16 protein-coding genes are annotated in these 14,618 nt (G+C 62.7%); 5 read left to right on the top strand and 11 right to left on the bottom strand.

From position 1 onward, the window contains the following. Positions 1 to 48 precede the first annotated feature (48 nt). The 7 genes from betA to speB form a co-directional block, all read right to left on the bottom strand. A complete protein-coding gene (gene betA, locus MKZ91_RS03655) occupies positions 49 to 1,734 on the bottom strand; it encodes a choline dehydrogenase (protein WP_336168083.1) in 1,686 nt (561 codons plus the stop codon). Between the two features lie 17 nt (positions 1,735 to 1,751). Then, positions 1,752 to 3,215 carry a purine-cytosine permease family protein gene (locus tag MKZ91_RS03650; protein ID WP_336168081.1) on the bottom strand — a complete coding sequence of 488 codons (1,464 nt, stop codon included), beginning with the start codon at positions 3,213 to 3,215 and terminating at the stop codon, positions 1,752 to 1,754. Between the two features lies 1 nt (position 3,216). Beyond that, a complete protein-coding gene (locus MKZ91_RS03645; protein WP_336168080.1) occupies positions 3,217 to 3,387 on the bottom strand; it encodes a hypothetical protein in 171 nt (56 codons plus the stop codon). A gap of 103 nt (positions 3,388 to 3,490) precedes the next feature. Next, positions 3,491 to 4,381: a polysaccharide deacetylase family protein gene (locus tag MKZ91_RS03640; RefSeq protein WP_336168079.1), complete on the bottom strand. Its 891-nt coding sequence runs from the start codon at positions 4,379 to 4,381 to the stop codon at positions 3,491 to 3,493. Beyond that, positions 4,378 to 5,115 (bottom strand): SDR family NAD(P)-dependent oxidoreductase, encoded by a 738-nt coding sequence (locus tag MKZ91_RS03635; RefSeq protein WP_336168078.1) that lies wholly within the window; start codon positions 5,113 to 5,115, stop codon positions 4,378 to 4,380. Before MKZ91_RS03635 ends, MKZ91_RS03640 begins: the two co-directional genes overlap by 4 nt. Further along, positions 5,112 to 5,894, bottom strand: a complete 783-nt coding sequence (locus MKZ91_RS03630; RefSeq protein WP_336168076.1) for an SDR family NAD(P)-dependent oxidoreductase — start codon at positions 5,892 to 5,894, stop codon at positions 5,112 to 5,114. The genes MKZ91_RS03635 and MKZ91_RS03630 overlap by 4 nt, the downstream gene beginning before the upstream one ends. Positions 5,895 to 5,898: 4 nt before the next feature. Continuing rightward, a complete protein-coding gene (gene speB, locus MKZ91_RS03625; protein ID WP_336168074.1) occupies positions 5,899 to 6,870 on the bottom strand; it encodes an agmatinase in 972 nt (323 codons plus the stop codon). A 93-nt stretch (positions 6,871 to 6,963) separates the two neighbouring features. Here speB and MKZ91_RS03620 point away from each other — a divergent pair, with 93 nt between their 5' ends. Further along, a complete protein-coding gene (locus MKZ91_RS03620; RefSeq protein WP_336168072.1) occupies positions 6,964 to 7,896 on the top strand; it encodes a LysR family transcriptional regulator in 933 nt (310 codons plus the stop codon). A 532-nt stretch (positions 7,897 to 8,428) separates the two neighbouring features. Here MKZ91_RS03620 and MKZ91_RS03615 read toward each other — a convergent pair. From MKZ91_RS03615 to MKZ91_RS03605, 3 genes are all read right to left on the bottom strand, one after another. Beyond that, entirely contained in the window at positions 8,429 to 8,833 is a 405-nt protein-coding gene (locus MKZ91_RS03615) for a DUF1236 domain-containing protein (protein ID WP_336168070.1), read from the bottom strand. Positions 8,834 to 9,109: 276 nt separating this feature from the next. Next, positions 9,110 to 9,373 carry a hypothetical protein gene (locus MKZ91_RS03610; RefSeq protein WP_336168586.1) on the bottom strand — a complete coding sequence of 88 codons (264 nt, stop codon included), beginning with the start codon at positions 9,371 to 9,373 and terminating at the stop codon, positions 9,110 to 9,112. A gap of 122 nt (positions 9,374 to 9,495) precedes the next feature. Further along, positions 9,496 to 9,681, bottom strand: a complete 186-nt coding sequence (locus tag MKZ91_RS03605) for a hypothetical protein (protein ID WP_336168068.1) — start codon at positions 9,679 to 9,681, stop codon at positions 9,496 to 9,498. Positions 9,682 to 10,010: 329 nt separating this feature from the next. Between MKZ91_RS03605 and minC the strand changes: the two genes are divergently transcribed. The 3 genes from minC (at position 10,011) to minE (ending at position 11,945) form a co-directional block, all read left to right on the top strand. Next, positions 10,011 to 10,757 carry a septum site-determining protein MinC gene (gene minC / locus MKZ91_RS03600; protein ID WP_336168066.1) on the top strand — a complete coding sequence of 249 codons (747 nt, stop codon included), beginning with the start codon at positions 10,011 to 10,013 and terminating at the stop codon, positions 10,755 to 10,757. Positions 10,758 to 10,872: 115 nt separating this feature from the next. Then, positions 10,873 to 11,688, top strand: a complete 816-nt coding sequence (gene minD, locus MKZ91_RS03595; protein ID WP_336168064.1) for a septum site-determining protein MinD — start codon at positions 10,873 to 10,875, stop codon at positions 11,686 to 11,688. Next, positions 11,685 to 11,945: a cell division topological specificity factor MinE gene (gene minE, locus MKZ91_RS03590; protein ID WP_065778265.1), complete on the top strand. Its 261-nt coding sequence runs from the start codon at positions 11,685 to 11,687 to the stop codon at positions 11,943 to 11,945. Before minD ends, minE begins: the two co-directional genes overlap by 4 nt. A 182-nt stretch (positions 11,946 to 12,127) precedes the next feature. Here minE and MKZ91_RS03585 read toward each other — a convergent pair whose 3' ends face one another. Further along, entirely contained in the window at positions 12,128 to 13,219 is a 1,092-nt protein-coding gene (locus MKZ91_RS03585) for a citrate synthase/methylcitrate synthase (RefSeq protein WP_336168584.1), read from the bottom strand. Positions 13,220 to 13,294: 75 nt separating this feature from the next. Here MKZ91_RS03585 and MKZ91_RS03580 point away from each other — a divergent pair, with 75 nt between their 5' ends. Beyond that, a complete protein-coding gene (locus MKZ91_RS03580) occupies positions 13,295 to 14,425 on the top strand; it encodes a citrate synthase (RefSeq protein ID WP_336168061.1) in 1,131 nt (376 codons plus the stop codon). The last annotated feature ends 193 nt before the right edge of the window (positions 14,426 to 14,618 follow it).

Here is a 14,618-nt window from a genome sequence, read left to right as displayed (position 1 = left end):
GCCGATGGCACGCAACATCTGCGGTTCTCCTGCCTTCCATCTCGGTCGTCATTGCCTGATCACACGCACCGGCGTGCCGCTGCGCTGCGTCACGCCTACGCCTGGCGCCATGCCGACTGCGGCATTGGAGGCCGCCAGCAGCGGTTTGCCGCGCACCATGTCTGAAGCGCGCTCGGCCAGCATGATCGTCGGGGCGTTGAGGTTGGCGTTCGGCTCCGAAGGGAAGACCGAACTGTCGATAACCCGCAAGCCGGCAATACCGCGCACCTTGAGCTCGCTGTCGACGACGGCCATCCCGTCCTCGCCCATGCGGCAGGAACCGCAGGGATGGTAGGTGCTCTCCATGGTCTCGCGCACCCAGGCATCGATCTCGTCGTTGCTGCGAACATCCTTGCCCGGGGCCATTTCCTCGCCACGGAAACGGTCGAAGGCCGGCTGGGCGACGATCTCGCGCGTCAGCCTCAAGCAGCGGCGAAAACCCTCGCGGTCCTCCTCCCGGTCAAGATAGTTGAACAGGATATCCGGCTGCTCGTGCGCCTCCGGCGAGCGCAGGCGCACATAGCCACGGCTTTTCGGCTTGTTCGGCCCGGTCAAGACCATGAAGCCATGACCGTCGAGCGGCTTCTTGCCGTCGTAGCGCATCGCCGCCGGCAGGAAATGGAACTGGATGTCGGGCCATTCGAGCGAGGCGTCGGAACGGATGAAGCCTCCGCTTTCGAAGTGGTTTGAGACCGAAAGCCCCTTCTTGAACAATAGCCATTCCGCGCCGATCAAGGCCTTGCTGAACAGCCCCATCTTGCCGTTGAGCGTGATCGGCTCCTTGCAGGCATACTGGATGTAGACCTCGGAATGGTCCTGCAGGTTTTCGCCGACGCCGGGCAGGTCATGCAGGACGGGGACGCCCGCCTGTTGAAGCACTGCGGCCGGACCGATGCCGGAGCGCTGCAGCAGGTGCGGCGAGCCGATCGGTCCGGAGGAGATCAGCACCTCTCGGCTTGCCCTTGCGACCTGGCGCTCGCCACCAAGCTCGTATTCGACGCCGACGGCGCGCTTGCCTTCGATGAGTACCCGCCGCGTCATGGCATGGGTGATGACGGTCAGGTTCGGCCTGTCCATAGCCGGCTTCAGGTAGGCGTTGGCTGTCGACCAGCGCACGCCGTCCTTGACGGTCATGTGCATGGGCCCGAAGCCCTCCTGCATATGCCCGTTCGGATCATCGGTGGCGATGTAGCCCGCCTCGCGGCCGGCATCGACGAAGGCGCCGTAGAGCGGGTTCTTCATTTTGTTGCCGGCATTGGTGGCGAGCGGCCCGGTGTCGCCACGATAGCTGTCGCCTCCGTCCTGCCAGCTTTCGGCGCGCTGGAAATAGGGCAGGCAATTGGCATAGCGCCAGCCGCGCGCACCCAGTTCCTCCCACTCGTCGAAGTCGCGGGCATGGCCGCGCATGTAGACGAGGCCGTTGATCGAGGACGAGCCGCCGATGACCTTGCCGCGCGGGCAATGCACTCGCCGGCCGTCAAGACCAGGCTCCGGCAGGGTCATGTACTTCCAATTGTACTTCGTTCCGTTCATCGGGATCGAAAGCGCCGTCGGCATCTGGATGAAGATCGACTTGTCGCTACCACCGAATTCAAGAACGAGCACCCTTGAGGACGGATCCTCCGACAGGCGATTGGCAAGCACGCAGCCGGCTGAGCCCGCACCGATGATGATGTAGTCGTAGGTATCGCTCATGGCGGTCTTCTCCTGAATTACGGGTATTGGCCCCAGCCGCGGCCGCGGGCAAATAGCCGGGTAAGGACATAGTGAGCGGCACCCGCCGCGACACAGGATGGGATGGAGGCCGTCAGGTATTTGAAGGCCGGAAGGCTTGCGAGCGTCTGCGGATTGAAGACGGCGACATAAACGATGCAGCCGACGGCAAGGGCAAAGAGCCCGATGGGATTGAACCCACCCCAGAAGCGGTAGGCGCCGTTCTCCTGCGGGCCATGCAGGCTGCGCATGTCGAGTTTCTGGCCGCGCAGGAAGAAGTAGTCGGCGATGCCGATGCCGGCGAGTGCGGAATTCAGCGCCGAGGTCCAGACCAGGAAGATGAAGAAGCCGTCATACATCTGCGGGTAGAAGATCACGAGCCCGAACGGGATGAGGCAGAAGAGGAAGAGGATCGTGCCCCAGGAGATCGCACGCACCGACGCCGTCCCGACCTGCCTCAGCCCAACGATGGAGGTGTAGAGGATGTTCGCCATCGAGGTCATGTTGGCGAAGGCGACAAAGAGCAGCGCGACAATGCCGATGATCGGGCCGGCGATCTTCGTCATCCAGATCGTTGGATCGCTTTCGCCGAGTGCGACCGCCGCAAGCAGGCCGACGATTTCGCCGAGCGCTGCCGCTCCGAAAATGCCGAGGATGTTGGGCCAGAAGGCGGTGCGCTCGTTCTTCGTCAGTCGCGCCAGATTGCCGATATAGGGCCACCAGGAGAAGCCGGCAGCGAGGTTGACTTCGACCGCGACGATGAAGTTCAGCGTCTTGTCTTCAAACGGCGGCGCAAGTGCCGGCAGGGCCAAAAGCTCGCCGATAGAATGGTGGCTGAGGATGAGATAGAGCATCGCCACCATCAAGAGCACCAGCGCCGGCGATACGACCATGTTGAAGAACTTGATCGAGGTCGGCCCCTTGGCGACGATGAACCAGGTGAGCAGGATCGCGCCGATCGCCGCTATGATCATCTTGATGCCGGTCGGATTGGCCGCCTCGCCGGCGCTCAGCGCCATCAGGCCGTCGATCGAGCGACCGAACATCATGGCCAGCACGGCAAGCCAGCCCATGGTGAGAATGACCACGGCCAGCACATAGACGACGCGGCTGCCGTTGTAGCCGAACTGGCTGCGCAGCGCCACGAACTGCTCGACGCCGTAACGGCCGGACATGGTGGTGGTGGCCAGCGCCGTCAGCACGACGCCGACAATGTTGCCGATGATAATTGCCGCTATGCCTTCCTTCGGCCCGACGAAGAGGCCGACGGCCCCACCGATGAGAAAGGCCCAGGTGGCGATCGCCAGCGCCGAATTGGCGTAGGTAAACTCCCAGAAACCCCAGAGTCTTTCGGACGGCAAAAGGGGCGCGTCACCGCGCTCGGCAGCGGCGCGATTGCGGGCGGCATCTTCCTGCTCTGTCTTCAACGTCGAGAGCGTTTCGTGTGCAACATGATCGGTCATCTCAAGCCCCCCAGATCCAGAAGCCGATGACCAGCACGAGCGTCAGTACGGTCATGCCGGTGTAATCGAGCCCGGTCATCGTGCCCTCGAAGCGATCGCCCGCCTCGATGTCCTCATAGATGCGGGCGCGGCGCGCCAGTTCGTTCTGCCAGGCGATATCGTGGTTTTCCATTGTCGTTCCCCTTTTCGCGTCGCGCCTTTTTGGCGTCTTTCCGCGAAGACAATTGCGGCTCCATCAGCCGCCGATTTTTGGAGGCGGGCGAGCCGCCCCCAGGTTACCGGACCCGTACGGGTTCGGAATAAAAGGGCAGGCGGTCGATCCTCGGCGACCAGCTGCCATTGTCGACAACGCGGCGCACATGGGCGGCGATCTCTTCCATCGGTGCAAACCAGACGTCGCCGCGGGCAAGAACCTGTTCAAGGAAGCGCTGCACGACCTCCCAGCGGGCCAGCCTGCCGGTGGCGAACGGATGCACCACCGGCACCCAAAGGGCACCGTGGCGATAGGCTGCCTCGAACTCCTGCGCGAAGGCGGCAAAACCCTGTTCCGGAGCCCGGATCGGCATCATGTAGTCGAGGTCCATCGACTGGACATATTGCGGCCAGTCGTCGAGGCCCCAGTGCGAGGGCAATTCGACAAGACTTCCGGCGTCGCATTCCAAGAGATAGGGAATGTCGTCGCCCATCAGCGAGGCGTCGTAGTCGAACCCGCGCGAGACCAGGAGGTCAGCAGAGCGGTGCGAGAAGTTGTAGAGCGGCGCCCGCCAGCCGCGCGGCCGCCTGCCGCTCGCCTTGACGATGACCTCGATGCCGCGGTCAAGCCAATAGGCCTCCTCGTCGGCGGGCAGCTCGCGCGGGTGCTCGTGCAAGAAGCCGTGATGCGCCAGTTCGTGACCACCCGCGAGAATGGCTTCGATTGCCTGCGGGTACTGCTCGATGCACCAGGCGGGCACGAAGAAGGTCTGCTTGATGCCGAGTTTCCGATAGCTTTCGACGATGCGCGGGATCGCCACCTTCGGCCCATATTGCAGCATCGAGATCGCCGCCATACGGCTGTGGCCATCGTCCGGGTGGGCGATATGGATGAGGCTGTCGGCATCCATGTCGAAGGTGATAGAGGCAGCGCATTTCGCACCGTTCGGCCAAGGGATCGGGTTTGCGATCATGGCATGACGCTCCCGCCATTGCTGCCGATGCCCTGGCCGGTGAAGTAACGTCCGCCGGACCCGGCGAGAAACAGCGCCAGTTCGCCGATCTCTTCGGGCTTGCCGAAGCGCGCAAGCGGGATCGCCAGTTCCCGGGCGCGCCACTCCGCACTCATGCTCGCAGCCCCGAGCATTTCGGTATCGATCGGCCCGGGGCAGATGGCGTTGACAAGAACACGCGGCGCGAACTCTTTCGCCCAGGAGCGAACGAGGCCGAGGACGCCATGCTTGGAGGCGACATAGGGCGAGAAGGTCTCGCGGCCGTAATAGGCCATGTCGGAGGCGATCAGGATCAGCCGTGTGGGTGCATTGTCCGTGCCTTCCATCAGCCCCAGCGCCATCTTGCCGACGAGGAAGCTGCCGCGCAGGTTGATGGCGATGACGCGGTCGAAATCGGCGACGGATGTTTCCAGGAGCGGCGCTTCATGGATGATGCCGGCGCAGTGGACGACGACATCCAGGCCGCCGAATTTTTGCCGGACCGCCTCGCCGACCGAAGCAACGGACCTCTCATCGGAGACGTCGCAGGCAAGCGTCAGCGCTTCCGCGGCCCCTGCCCTTGCGGCAAATTCCGCGGTCTCAACGGGCTTGCGGATATCGGCAAGCGCGACCCGAGCACCCGTTGCGGCGAAAGCCAAGGCGCAGGCAGCTCCGATGCCGCGATAGGCGCCGGTGATGAGAACGCGCGCACTCATGCCATCACCTCGCCACGGTCGAGCATCAGCGCCTGGCCTGTCATGTCTTTCGCGCCGTCGGAGGCAAGGTAGAGATAGGGAGCTGCCAGATCTTCCGGTTCCAGCAGGCCGGGAAGCACCTGCGCTCCGACGATTTCGGCGAGCAGATCCTCCTCGCTGCGGCCGGTGCGCAGCGACATGTTTTTCAATGACAGCATCGCCGCCTCGGTGCGCACCCAGCCGGGGCAGACGGCGTTGACGCGAATGCCCCTCGCCCCGAGCTCCTTCGCCATCACCCGGGTGAAGCCGAGATTGGCGTGCTTGGAAGCGATGTAGGCGGAGAACTCCGGAACGGCGACGCGGCTCCAGATCGAGCCCGTGACGACGATGCGACCGCCTTCGCGCATATGCGGCAGCGCATGACGAGTGATGTAGAAGGTGCCGTTGGTGTTGATGTCGGTGATGCGGCGGAACGTGTCTTCAACGCTGTCACTTCCATCGGTCACCGGCGTGATGCGCTCGAGCCCGGCATTGTTGACGAGCACATCGATGCGCCCGAGCGGAGCAAGCGTCGCCTTGACCGCTGCGCTGTCGGTGATGTCACATTCGAGTGCCGCAATCTTGCGGCCGAGACGCTCCGACATCTCGAATGCGGCCTCGTGGATTCCACGGCCAGACGAAAGGATCGTCACTTCGGCACCGGCAGCGGCAAAACCTTCCGCCACCGCCCGGCCGATACCGCGACTGGCGCCCGTCACCAGCACATGTTCACCGGAAAAATCGTAAGCGATGCGGCCCATGATCTCAGCCTCTCCTTGCGTGCATGACACGGCCAATGAGGTTCATCAGCACCTGTGCAGCCAGGATCGAGGTCGAGCCGGAATGATCGTAGTCGGGTGCCACTTCGACCAGGTCGATGCCGACGATGGTGCCGCGCTTGGCGAGCGCCGCGAGAATTTCCAGCACTTCGTAGTAGATGAAGCCGCCATGTGACGGCGTGCCGGTGCCGGGCGCAATCGAGGGGTCGAAGCCGTCGATATCGATGGTGACGTAATAGCGGGCGCCGGCCGGAACGCGGGCGACAACCTTTTCCGTGCCGAGCGTCCGGATCTGGCGCACCGAGAGGATGTCCGAGCCCATGGCGCGAGCATCCTCATAGCCTTCCTTGGCAGTCGAGGAGACATTGCGAATGCCAAGTTGCGACAGACCGCTGACGTAGGATTTCTCCGCAGCGCGGCGCATCGGGTTGCCGTGGCCAAAGCGCACACCGTGTCGCTCGTCGACAAAATCGAGATGGGCATCGATCTGGACGATGTGGATCGGCCCGTTTTCGGCGCAGTCTTCGGCAAAGGCATTGATGCAGGGAATGTTGACGGAATGGTCGCCGCCGAGCACCACCGGCAGCGCGCCGGCGGCAAGGATCTTGCGCACCCCGAACTCGATATTGGCGTGGCTCTTCATCGTGTCGGTGTGGACGATGTCGGCATCGCCGATATCGACGATCGAGACCTTGTCGCTCGGCAGGTAGGTAACGTCGTCCTCGTGGTCGTAGGCGCCGCCATGGCCGAAGGAGAACAGCGTCGATGCCTCGCGGATCGCGCGCGGCCCGAACCGGGTGCCGGCCCGCCATTGCGTGCCGCAGTCAAACGGTGCCCCGAGGATCGCGACATCGGCGTCGATCGCATCCCAATCCGGCTGGTAGGGATACTTGCCGAAGGTGCAGATGCCGACGAAAGGCAGGTTCAGTCGTCCGGTTTCGTAGGAATTGCTGGCCATGTGTCTCCTCCTCAGGATGAAGGGAGTGTGACGGAAGGCCGATACGCTTAAAAATATCTATGATTGCATGTTTAGTTGTGACTTAATCAATGAATGATCAACAAAGTTCGCCACCGCGTTCTCAATCTCTCGCTCGGCGATGCGGAGCTTCGGCTGCTGCGGGTGTTCGCCTCCGTGGTGCAGCACGGCGGTTTCTCCGCCGCGCAGACGGCGCTCGGCATGACGCAGGCGACGATCTCCACCCATATGCGCCATCTGGAAGACCGGCTGGGCTTACGCCTGTGCAGCCGTGGCCGCAGCGGCTTCCTTCTGACCGACGAGGGACGGCTCGTCTATGAGGCAACGCTCGAGCTTTTCGGCTCGCTGGAAAAATTCCAGGGCCGCGTCGGCGAGGCGCAAGGAGAGCTCACCGGCAGCCTGACCTTCGGAACCGTGGATGCGATGATCACCAATCACGATCTCGATCTTCAAGGTGCGCTAGCCTCCTTTCATCGTCAGGCACCGCGCGTGCATCTGGAGATCGATGTCGCGGCGCCGCAGGTGCTGCATCAGGGCCTGCTGAACGGCACCTATCAGATCGTGCTGATGCCCTCGGTCGGCAGCGCCACACCGCATTTCCGCACGCGGCCTGTCTTTTCCGAGGTTCAGAAGCTCTATTGCGCCGAGGGCCATCCGCTGTTCGATTTGCCAGACGACGCTTTCACCGACGCACTTCTGGAAGAGCAATCCTTCGCAGGCCGCACCTACATGCTGACCGAAACGATCTGTGGGGTGAACTTCCATTGGGCGGCGGCCACGCCGCATATGGAGGGCACGCTGCTGCTGCTGCTCTCCGGTGCCTATATCGGCTTTCTGCCGGATCACTACGCCGATGACTGGGTACGCAACGGCCGGCTGCGCTTGCTGGCGCCGGACCGCATGACCTTCGAAGACATGTTCCATATCGCCCACCCCCGCAACAAGCCGTCGCGCGCAGCCGAAACGCTGGCCCAGGCAATTGTCGAAAGTGCTCGCCGCACCAACTGACTGCGTTGACGCAGGGTTCCCATAGGATTGACTGATTTCAACGTGGCGCTTTAAGGGTCCAGAAATTGGTCAATGGCGCATGCGAAGTACGGTCGCGGCTATAGTCATCGAACTGCTTGTCCTTGTGGGTACTTACTAGTGCCTTGTGCGGTTACATCGCGCGCGCAACAAGCAAGCGCCAGCATCAACGGCGCAGGATGCGTGAACAAATTTTTTTTCATCCCGCATTGTTTGGCGAATTGTTTGAATTCACTCAAATCCAATCGAACCGCGCTAGAGTTAGCTCGTTTCTTTTTCGATCGCCGATCCCGCCGCCCGCCCCGGTCGGTATAACTGAGAATCCGAACGCAGAACCAAGAGGGCCGCCCCGTCTTCGGGCGACACCTCGCTGTCACTTCCGGGCCCGGCCAAGTCCGAGCCTTGGCTTTGGGCGCCTTGGCGTTTTACGTCTCTGGGCGTTCAGTCGCGCGCCAATGGACCTACAGGGAACGCCGCGCCGCGCCCGGCTCACCGCGCACCATGAGTTGACAGTCTAGTTGAGCACCTGAACGACCGTGCGCGACTGCGGTTCGACGATCACGCGCTGGTCGTTGACGACAGCATAGGCGTAGCGCGGATTGTCCGGAACCGGCGTCAGGATTACGGCCGTGGGGATGGGCTTGCCGATCACGACGCGCTCCTGCACGACGACTGACGGCGGCGCAGGCTGCTGTTCGACGTAAGTGACAATCTCCGGCGGCGGTGGCGTCAGGGCGCCACCAAGCGTGCCGCCAACGACGGCGCCGACGCCGGCGCCGATCGGACCACCGACGACAGCACCTGCGGCAGCGCCGCCAACCATGCCAGCAGCCGTACCGGCTTGCTTGTTGGGATCCTGAGCGAAAGCGGTCCCTGCCACCAAAGCAGCAATAGCCGTTGCGATTACAAACTTCTTCATGATCTCATCCTTTCGTTCGATCAGCAGCTCAACGAACAGGACAGTAGATTGGTTCCAGGCGGGCCGGCTTCCCGCTGGTCACGCCTGATGTCGACCATTAATATTCATGGGATCCACGCATGATTACATTAGATTCGCCATTACCGACTCTTCGATCGACAGGATACTTTCAGTATCCTTGGATATAGTTAGGAGTTATCGCGAGAACATTGGTGGGCACTCCGTAATTTCGGATCGATGCGCTCTCGATCGCGACCAAGGCGCGCGCGCACCGCCTTAGTCGCGGGGCAATTTGCCAAGAAGCAGCTTGTTTCCCTCTCCGTTGTTGCAGCGCGAGCACTTCAATGTGCGGGCAAGGGCATTGAGGGAAAGGTCATATCCGCATTTGCGGCCAATCAGGCGGCGGTCGATGTGCCCCTGATGCCGGCATTTCGCGCATCTTGCCACCAGCACATACCATTCGGGCAATTGCGCCAGGGTCGAACCATGCTCTGCAGCATCCTCGCGCGGCATCAGGTCGATGCTTCGACGATGCCTCATGGCCACTCCTCTCGCCCCTTCCCCTTGGTCTCCGCGCCTGCCTGAGATGGCCCCCTACAGCGAATAGGGCGTCTGGCATCGATGGCGACAGGTGGCCGCATCATTTCTTCGCCGACCGCGGCTCAGCGGGCGGAGCCGTCGAGTTGCAGCGAAAGCTGGATGCCACCCCGCTTCAACCGGGGCAAAGGTGGCGACATGTCGATTCGACCGAATGTCCGCTTTCGCCATTCGGCATCGCGCTCGCGCTTCATCCGGGCCGCCGCGACGGCTGCCATGGCGCGTTCGATCACTTCTTCCGTGTGCTTCATGGTTTCTGTCCGATGCATGGGAAACCTCGACAATGTTCACGTTATGTTCTTATTTTAGCACTCCAATGTCAACACCCCCGTCTGCTTGGCCGAATCGCGTCTTGACGATCGGCGCCTCAAGCCTTCGCCAATGGCAGGCAGGCGGCCCGATCCTGCAGTCGCAGCGGCGGCACAGAGCGAAATATTGCGATGTTCCGGATGGTGATTTCCCTTTGTTTTCAGTTGTCGATCGCTTCGGAGCAGGGCTTCCCCATTAACCTTCGCATGACCGAATTAACCATTTGTTAACCATTTCCTCGGTACACCGAAGCAACGGAAAATTTACCAAGATGAATGATGTGTTAACCGAATCCCGGCCGATCCGCCTCAAGGGGCGATCCTTCCTTGCGCTCGCGTTGACGCCAGAACTGCCCTTCGAGGACTGGCTTCAACGACTAGACGATCTGGCTTCGCGCTCCGCCGGGTTTTTCCTGCGGCGCCCTGTCGTGCTCGACGTCGATGGCCTCGACATCGACCGCCAGCAGCTGCGCGATCTCGTCAGCCAGCTAACCAGCCGCAATGTCCGCATCATGGGCATTGAAGGAGCACGCCAGTCATTGCTCGGCGCAGATCTGCCGCCGGCCATGAATGATGGACGTCCGGCGGCCGATTTCGAAGCGAAGATGGCGGAGCAGGCCGAAAAGGCCGAACTGCCGGAAGCGGAAGCCGAAACCGTCATCACGGCTGAGCCGGTCGCGGCCAAGGCAACGCCCTCGATCGTCGTCACCCAGCCGGTGCGCTCCGGCCAGTCGCTGTTCTTCCCCGAAGGCGACGTGACGGTGATCGGTTCGGTTGCATCCGGCGCCGAAGTCGTCGCCGGCGGATCGATCCATATCTACGGCACGCTGCGCGGCCGGGCGATGGCCGGCACCACGGGCAACGCATCGGCACGAATCTTCTGCCGCAAGCTCGAGGCAGAACTGATTGCGATCGACGGTTTCTACAAGACCGCCGACGACATGGAGCAGAACCTGCGCGGCAAGTCCGTTCAGATCTGGCTCGACGGCGAAGCGCTCAAGGCGGGAACGCTCGGCTAGGGCGAGACAAGGAAGCGTGCGGATGATTGCCGTCCGCACCTGGTGATTCGGGTCGATCCGGCCGGGATCATAAGGACGTAGGCGAAGGCGAATTCTTGAGAACTTGGAGAGACGTATGGGCAAGGTAGTCGTAGTTACATCGGGCAAGGGCGGCGTCGGCAAGACGACGTCCAGCGCCGCACTGGGCGCCGCACTCGCTCAGAATGGCGAGAAGGTCGTCGTCGTCGACTTCGACGTCGGTCTGCGCAATCTCGATCTCGTCATGGGCGCCGAGCGGCGTGTCGTCTATGATCTGGTCAATGTGATCCAGGGTGAAGCCAAGCTGTCGCAGGCGCTGATCCGCGACAAGCGCGTCGAAACGCTTTACCTGCTGCCGGCCTCACAGACCCGCGACAAGGACAATCTGACCCCGGAAGGCGTCGAGAAGGTCATCGCCGCCCTGCAGAGCGCCTTCGACTGGGTCATCTGCGACAGCCCCGCCGGCATCGAGCGCGGCGCGACGCTCGCCATGCGTCACGCCGACATCGCCATCGTCGTAACCAATCCGGAAGTCTCCTCGGTGCGCGATTCCGATCGCATCATCGGCCTTCTCGATTCCAAGACGCTGAAGGCCGAGAACGGCGAGCGCATGGAAAAGCACTTGCTTTTGACGCGCTACGACCCGCTTCGCGCCGAGCGCGGCGACATGCTGAAGGTCGATGACGTGCTCGAGATCCTGTCGATCCCACTGATGGGCATCATCCCGGAAAGCGCGGACGTGCTGCGCGCCTCCAACGTCGGCTCGCCGGTGACGCTCGCCGACAACCGCTCAGCCCCGGCGCTCGCCTATTTCGACGCGGCACGCCGACTGAAGGGCGAAAGCCTGCCGATCACGATTCCCGGCGAGAAGCGCAGCTTCCTCGGCAAGATTTTCGGAAGGAAGGCGGCATGAACCCTTTCCGTTTCTTCTCCCGCTCCCAGTCAGCCCCTGCCGCCCGCGAACGGTTGCAGGTGCTGCTGGCCCATGAGCGCGCATCGGCCGGCGATTCCGACCTCGTCACCAAGCTGCGCGACGAAATCCTGAAGGCGATTTCCAAGCACATGCAGATCGATGACGACAAGGTGCGTGTGACGATGGAACGCGGCGCCCAGGTCTCGACGCTCGCGGTCGACATCGAGATCCCCTTCGACGCAAAGAAGGCGGCCTGACTGCCGCCTTTTGCTTGCGCACAGTCCAAGTCTATTTTGCTGGGCGACTTCCCGATGGATTTCGCCCAGCATTTTCTTGAGCAGTCCGCGTTGGCGGCGATCAACTCTTGTCACGCCTCGCCCCGGCTCCTGAGGCGATTGGCGGCAGATCGCTCCGCCACCGACTTGCCTGCGCTCGGCCCTCACGCTGCCTGTTGCGGCAGCGGCCCGACATAGTGGGAACGCGGCCGGATCAGCCGGCCTTCGAGCGCCTGCTCGCGGGCATGGGCGAGCCAGCCGACCATGCGGCCGATCGCAAAAACACCGGTAAAGGCATCGCGCGGGAACCTCAGCGCATCGAGCAAGAGCGCCGTGTAGAATTCGACATTCACATCCAGCGGACGATCGGGCTTGCGGACCTTCAGGATGGAGAGCGCCGATTGCTCGACCGCTTCGGCCAGTTGAATGCGATCGCGGTACGCCAGGTCGCCAGCCGCCAGTTGCTGCAGCGCTGCTTTCAACGCATCGGCGCGGGGATCACGGACACGATAGACGCGATGGCCGAAGCCCATCAGCCGCTCGCCATGGTCGAGCGCCTGGACGAGCCAGGTTTGCGCGTTCTCCGCAGACCCGATCGCATCCAGCATGTCGAGCACCGGACCCGGCGCACCGCCATGTAGCGGCCCCTTGAGCGCACTGATCGCGGCAAGGACCGAAGACGTGAGACCCGCTTTCGTGGACGCGACCACGCGCGAAGCGAAGGTCGACGCGTTGAGGCCATGATCCGATATCGTCACAAGGTAAGCATCGAGGGCCGCCACCTCCCGGCTGTTCGGCATCGCGGCGCCAAGCATTGCCAGAATATCGGCGGCGTGGGACAGCGCCGGCGTCGGCGCCACTGGCGCTTGGCCGCGCTTCAAACGCAGGACAGCCGGCAGGAAGACAGCCGGCGCGGCAAGCAGCAGCAGCGCCGTGTCGAGGTCATCTCCATCCGGGAGGCGTGCCATCAACGCACGCATGATATCGACCGGCGGCAATTGCAGCAGGGCATCGTCGATGGCGAGAACATGGGTGAACACTTCTGCCCGTTTCTGCCCGAGGCGCCTGCCGAGTTCGACTGTACCGGCAACATGCCCCAGCAGCCCTTTAAACAGCAGGGTGACGACATCTTCAAAGCGCGCGTATTCGACCAAACGATCGAGCGACACGCCGCGAATGATCAACTGTCCGGCCTCGCCGTTGACATGGGAAAGCTGTGTCTCGGCGGCGACGACGTCTTCAAGTCCGTTCTTCATCATCAAGTTTCTCCTTTACGAAGACGATGATCCGACCTAGTTCTATTGACGTCAATCTTGATGCAATTGATCAACATGAAGTCACTCTGGATCTCCGCCGAAGAGGCGCTTGCCCGCCTCGGCAGCAAACGGCAGACGCTCTACGCCAATGTCAGCCGCGGCCGCATCCGTGCGAAGCCCGACCCTGCCGACCCGCGCCGCAGCCTTTATCAGGCCGACGATGTGATGCGCCTGGCGGAGCGCCATGCCGGCAGGCGGCAGGCGGCGGTCGTCGCGGCCGAAGCGATCCGCTGGGGCGATCCGGTTCTGCCGACGATGATCTCCAGCATTGCCGGCGGTCAGTTGCTCTATCGTGGTCGTGATGCGACCGCACTTTCGGCGGAGGCGACGCTGGAGGAGGTCGCCGCTCTCCTCTGGCAAATGCCCGCGGACGTCGTGCTTTCTGCCGGCGGGGGTGAAATCAGCCAATCTCGTATGGCCACGGCCTTCGCCCTTCTCGCTGCACGCATCGAAAGCGACTTGCCTGCCCTTGGTCGCCGCCCGGCGATCTTGAAGGCTGAGGCCGCCGAAGTGCTTGCGACCGTCGCCGCCGGACTGGCGCCATCCCGGGAGCAGATGCCGCTGCACCTACGGTTGGCTATGGGCTGGAAGCGGCCGGACGCAGCCGATGCGATCCGCCGATCGCTGGTGCTTACGGCCGAACACGAACTGAATGTCTCGACCTTTGCAGCCCGCGTCACCGCGTCATCGGGGGCGGCACTCTCAGCCGCCACGCTTTCGGGCCTTGCGACCCTCACTGGGCCGCGCCATGGCGGCGCCTGGCTGAGCGTCACCCGGCTGGCCGGGCACGCGTCCACAGTCGGGGTGCGCGAAGCGATCCGCAGCATGCTGTCGTCCGATGGCGTCGTCAGAGCGTTCGGTCACCGGCTCTACCCGGACGGCGATCCGCGCGCCAAGGCGATGATGGCGAGTTTCGAGGTTCCAGAACTCTATGTCGTGCTTGCCGAAGCTGGCGAGGAGTTGCTCGGCGAACCGGCCAATCTCGACTTTGCACTTGCCGCGCTAGCCGCACGGTTCGAGCTTCCCGAGGATGCGCCCATGGTGATCTTTGCGCTTGCGCGCACCGTCGGTTGGCTTGCCCATGCCATGGAACAGGTGGAGAGCGGTGAACTGATCCGCCCGCGAGCCCACTACGCAGGCTCCTGATCGTCGCGGCGCCTACCCCCTGGCGGTTGCGGCAAAGTGCTTGCCGGCACCGGAGACTGGTTCCGCCGGCCGCCTGCACAAATAACAACCAGGTTAAATCCTTTTATTACATAATGTTAATGGAAGCATTGCCGAGAGAATATTACATGATATTAACATGACGGCGGCGTAGTGAAGTATTACCTTCCAATCG

It is taken from the genome of Ensifer sp. MJa1, from assembly GCF_037026475.1.
Classification (GTDB): Bacteria; Pseudomonadota; Alphaproteobacteria; order Rhizobiales; family Rhizobiaceae; genus Ensifer.
Note: the sequence above shows the minus strand (reverse complement) of the source record. Positions and strands in the feature narration are given on the sequence as shown.

Bases quoted from the DNA above. Each gene is read 5' to 3' on its own strand.
- minD (WP_336168064.1), top strand. From the start codon at position 10,873: ATGGGCAAGGTAGTCGTAGTTACATCGGGCAAGGGCGGCGTCGGCAAG.
- MKZ91_RS03645 (WP_336168080.1), bottom strand. From the start codon at position 3,387: ATGGAAAACCACGATATCGCCTGGCAGAACGAACTGGCGCGCCGCGCC.
- MKZ91_RS03635 (WP_336168078.1), bottom strand. From the start codon at position 5,115: ATGAGTGCGCGCGTTCTCATCACCGGCGCCTATCGCGGCATCGGAGCT.
- MKZ91_RS03580 (WP_336168061.1), top strand. From the start codon at position 13,295: ATGAAGTCACTCTGGATCTCCGCCGAAGAGGCGCTTGCCCGCCTCGGC.
- speB (WP_336168074.1), bottom strand. From the start codon at position 6,870: ATGGCCAGCAATTCCTACGAAACCGGACGACTGAACCTGCCTTTCGTC.
- MKZ91_RS03610 (WP_336168586.1), bottom strand. From the start codon at position 9,373: ATGAGGCATCGTCGAAGCATCGACCTGATGCCGCGCGAGGATGCTGCA.
- MKZ91_RS03650 (WP_336168081.1), bottom strand. From the start codon at position 3,215: ATGACCGATCATGTTGCACACGAAACGCTCTCGACGTTGAAGACAGAG.
- MKZ91_RS03630 (WP_336168076.1), bottom strand. From the start codon at position 5,894: ATGGGCCGCATCGCTTACGATTTTTCCGGTGAACATGTGCTGGTGACG.
- betA (WP_336168083.1), bottom strand. From the start codon at position 1,734: ATGAGCGATACCTACGACTACATCATCATCGGTGCGGGCTCAGCCGGC.
- MKZ91_RS03605 (WP_336168068.1), bottom strand. From the start codon at position 9,681: ATGAAGCACACGGAAGAAGTGATCGAACGCGCCATGGCAGCCGTCGCG.
- MKZ91_RS03585 (WP_336168584.1), bottom strand. From the start codon at position 13,219: ATGAAGAACGGACTTGAAGACGTCGTCGCCGCCGAGACACAGCTTTCC.
- MKZ91_RS03640 (WP_336168079.1), bottom strand. From the start codon at position 4,381: ATGATCGCAAACCCGATCCCTTGGCCGAACGGTGCGAAATGCGCTGCC.
- minE (WP_065778265.1), top strand. From the start codon at position 11,685: ATGAACCCTTTCCGTTTCTTCTCCCGCTCCCAGTCAGCCCCTGCCGCC.
- MKZ91_RS03620 (WP_336168072.1), top strand. From the start codon at position 6,964: ATGATCAACAAAGTTCGCCACCGCGTTCTCAATCTCTCGCTCGGCGAT.
- minC (WP_336168066.1), top strand. From the start codon at position 10,011: ATGAATGATGTGTTAACCGAATCCCGGCCGATCCGCCTCAAGGGGCGA.
- MKZ91_RS03615 (WP_336168070.1), bottom strand. From the start codon at position 8,833: ATGAAGAAGTTTGTAATCGCAACGGCTATTGCTGCTTTGGTGGCAGGG.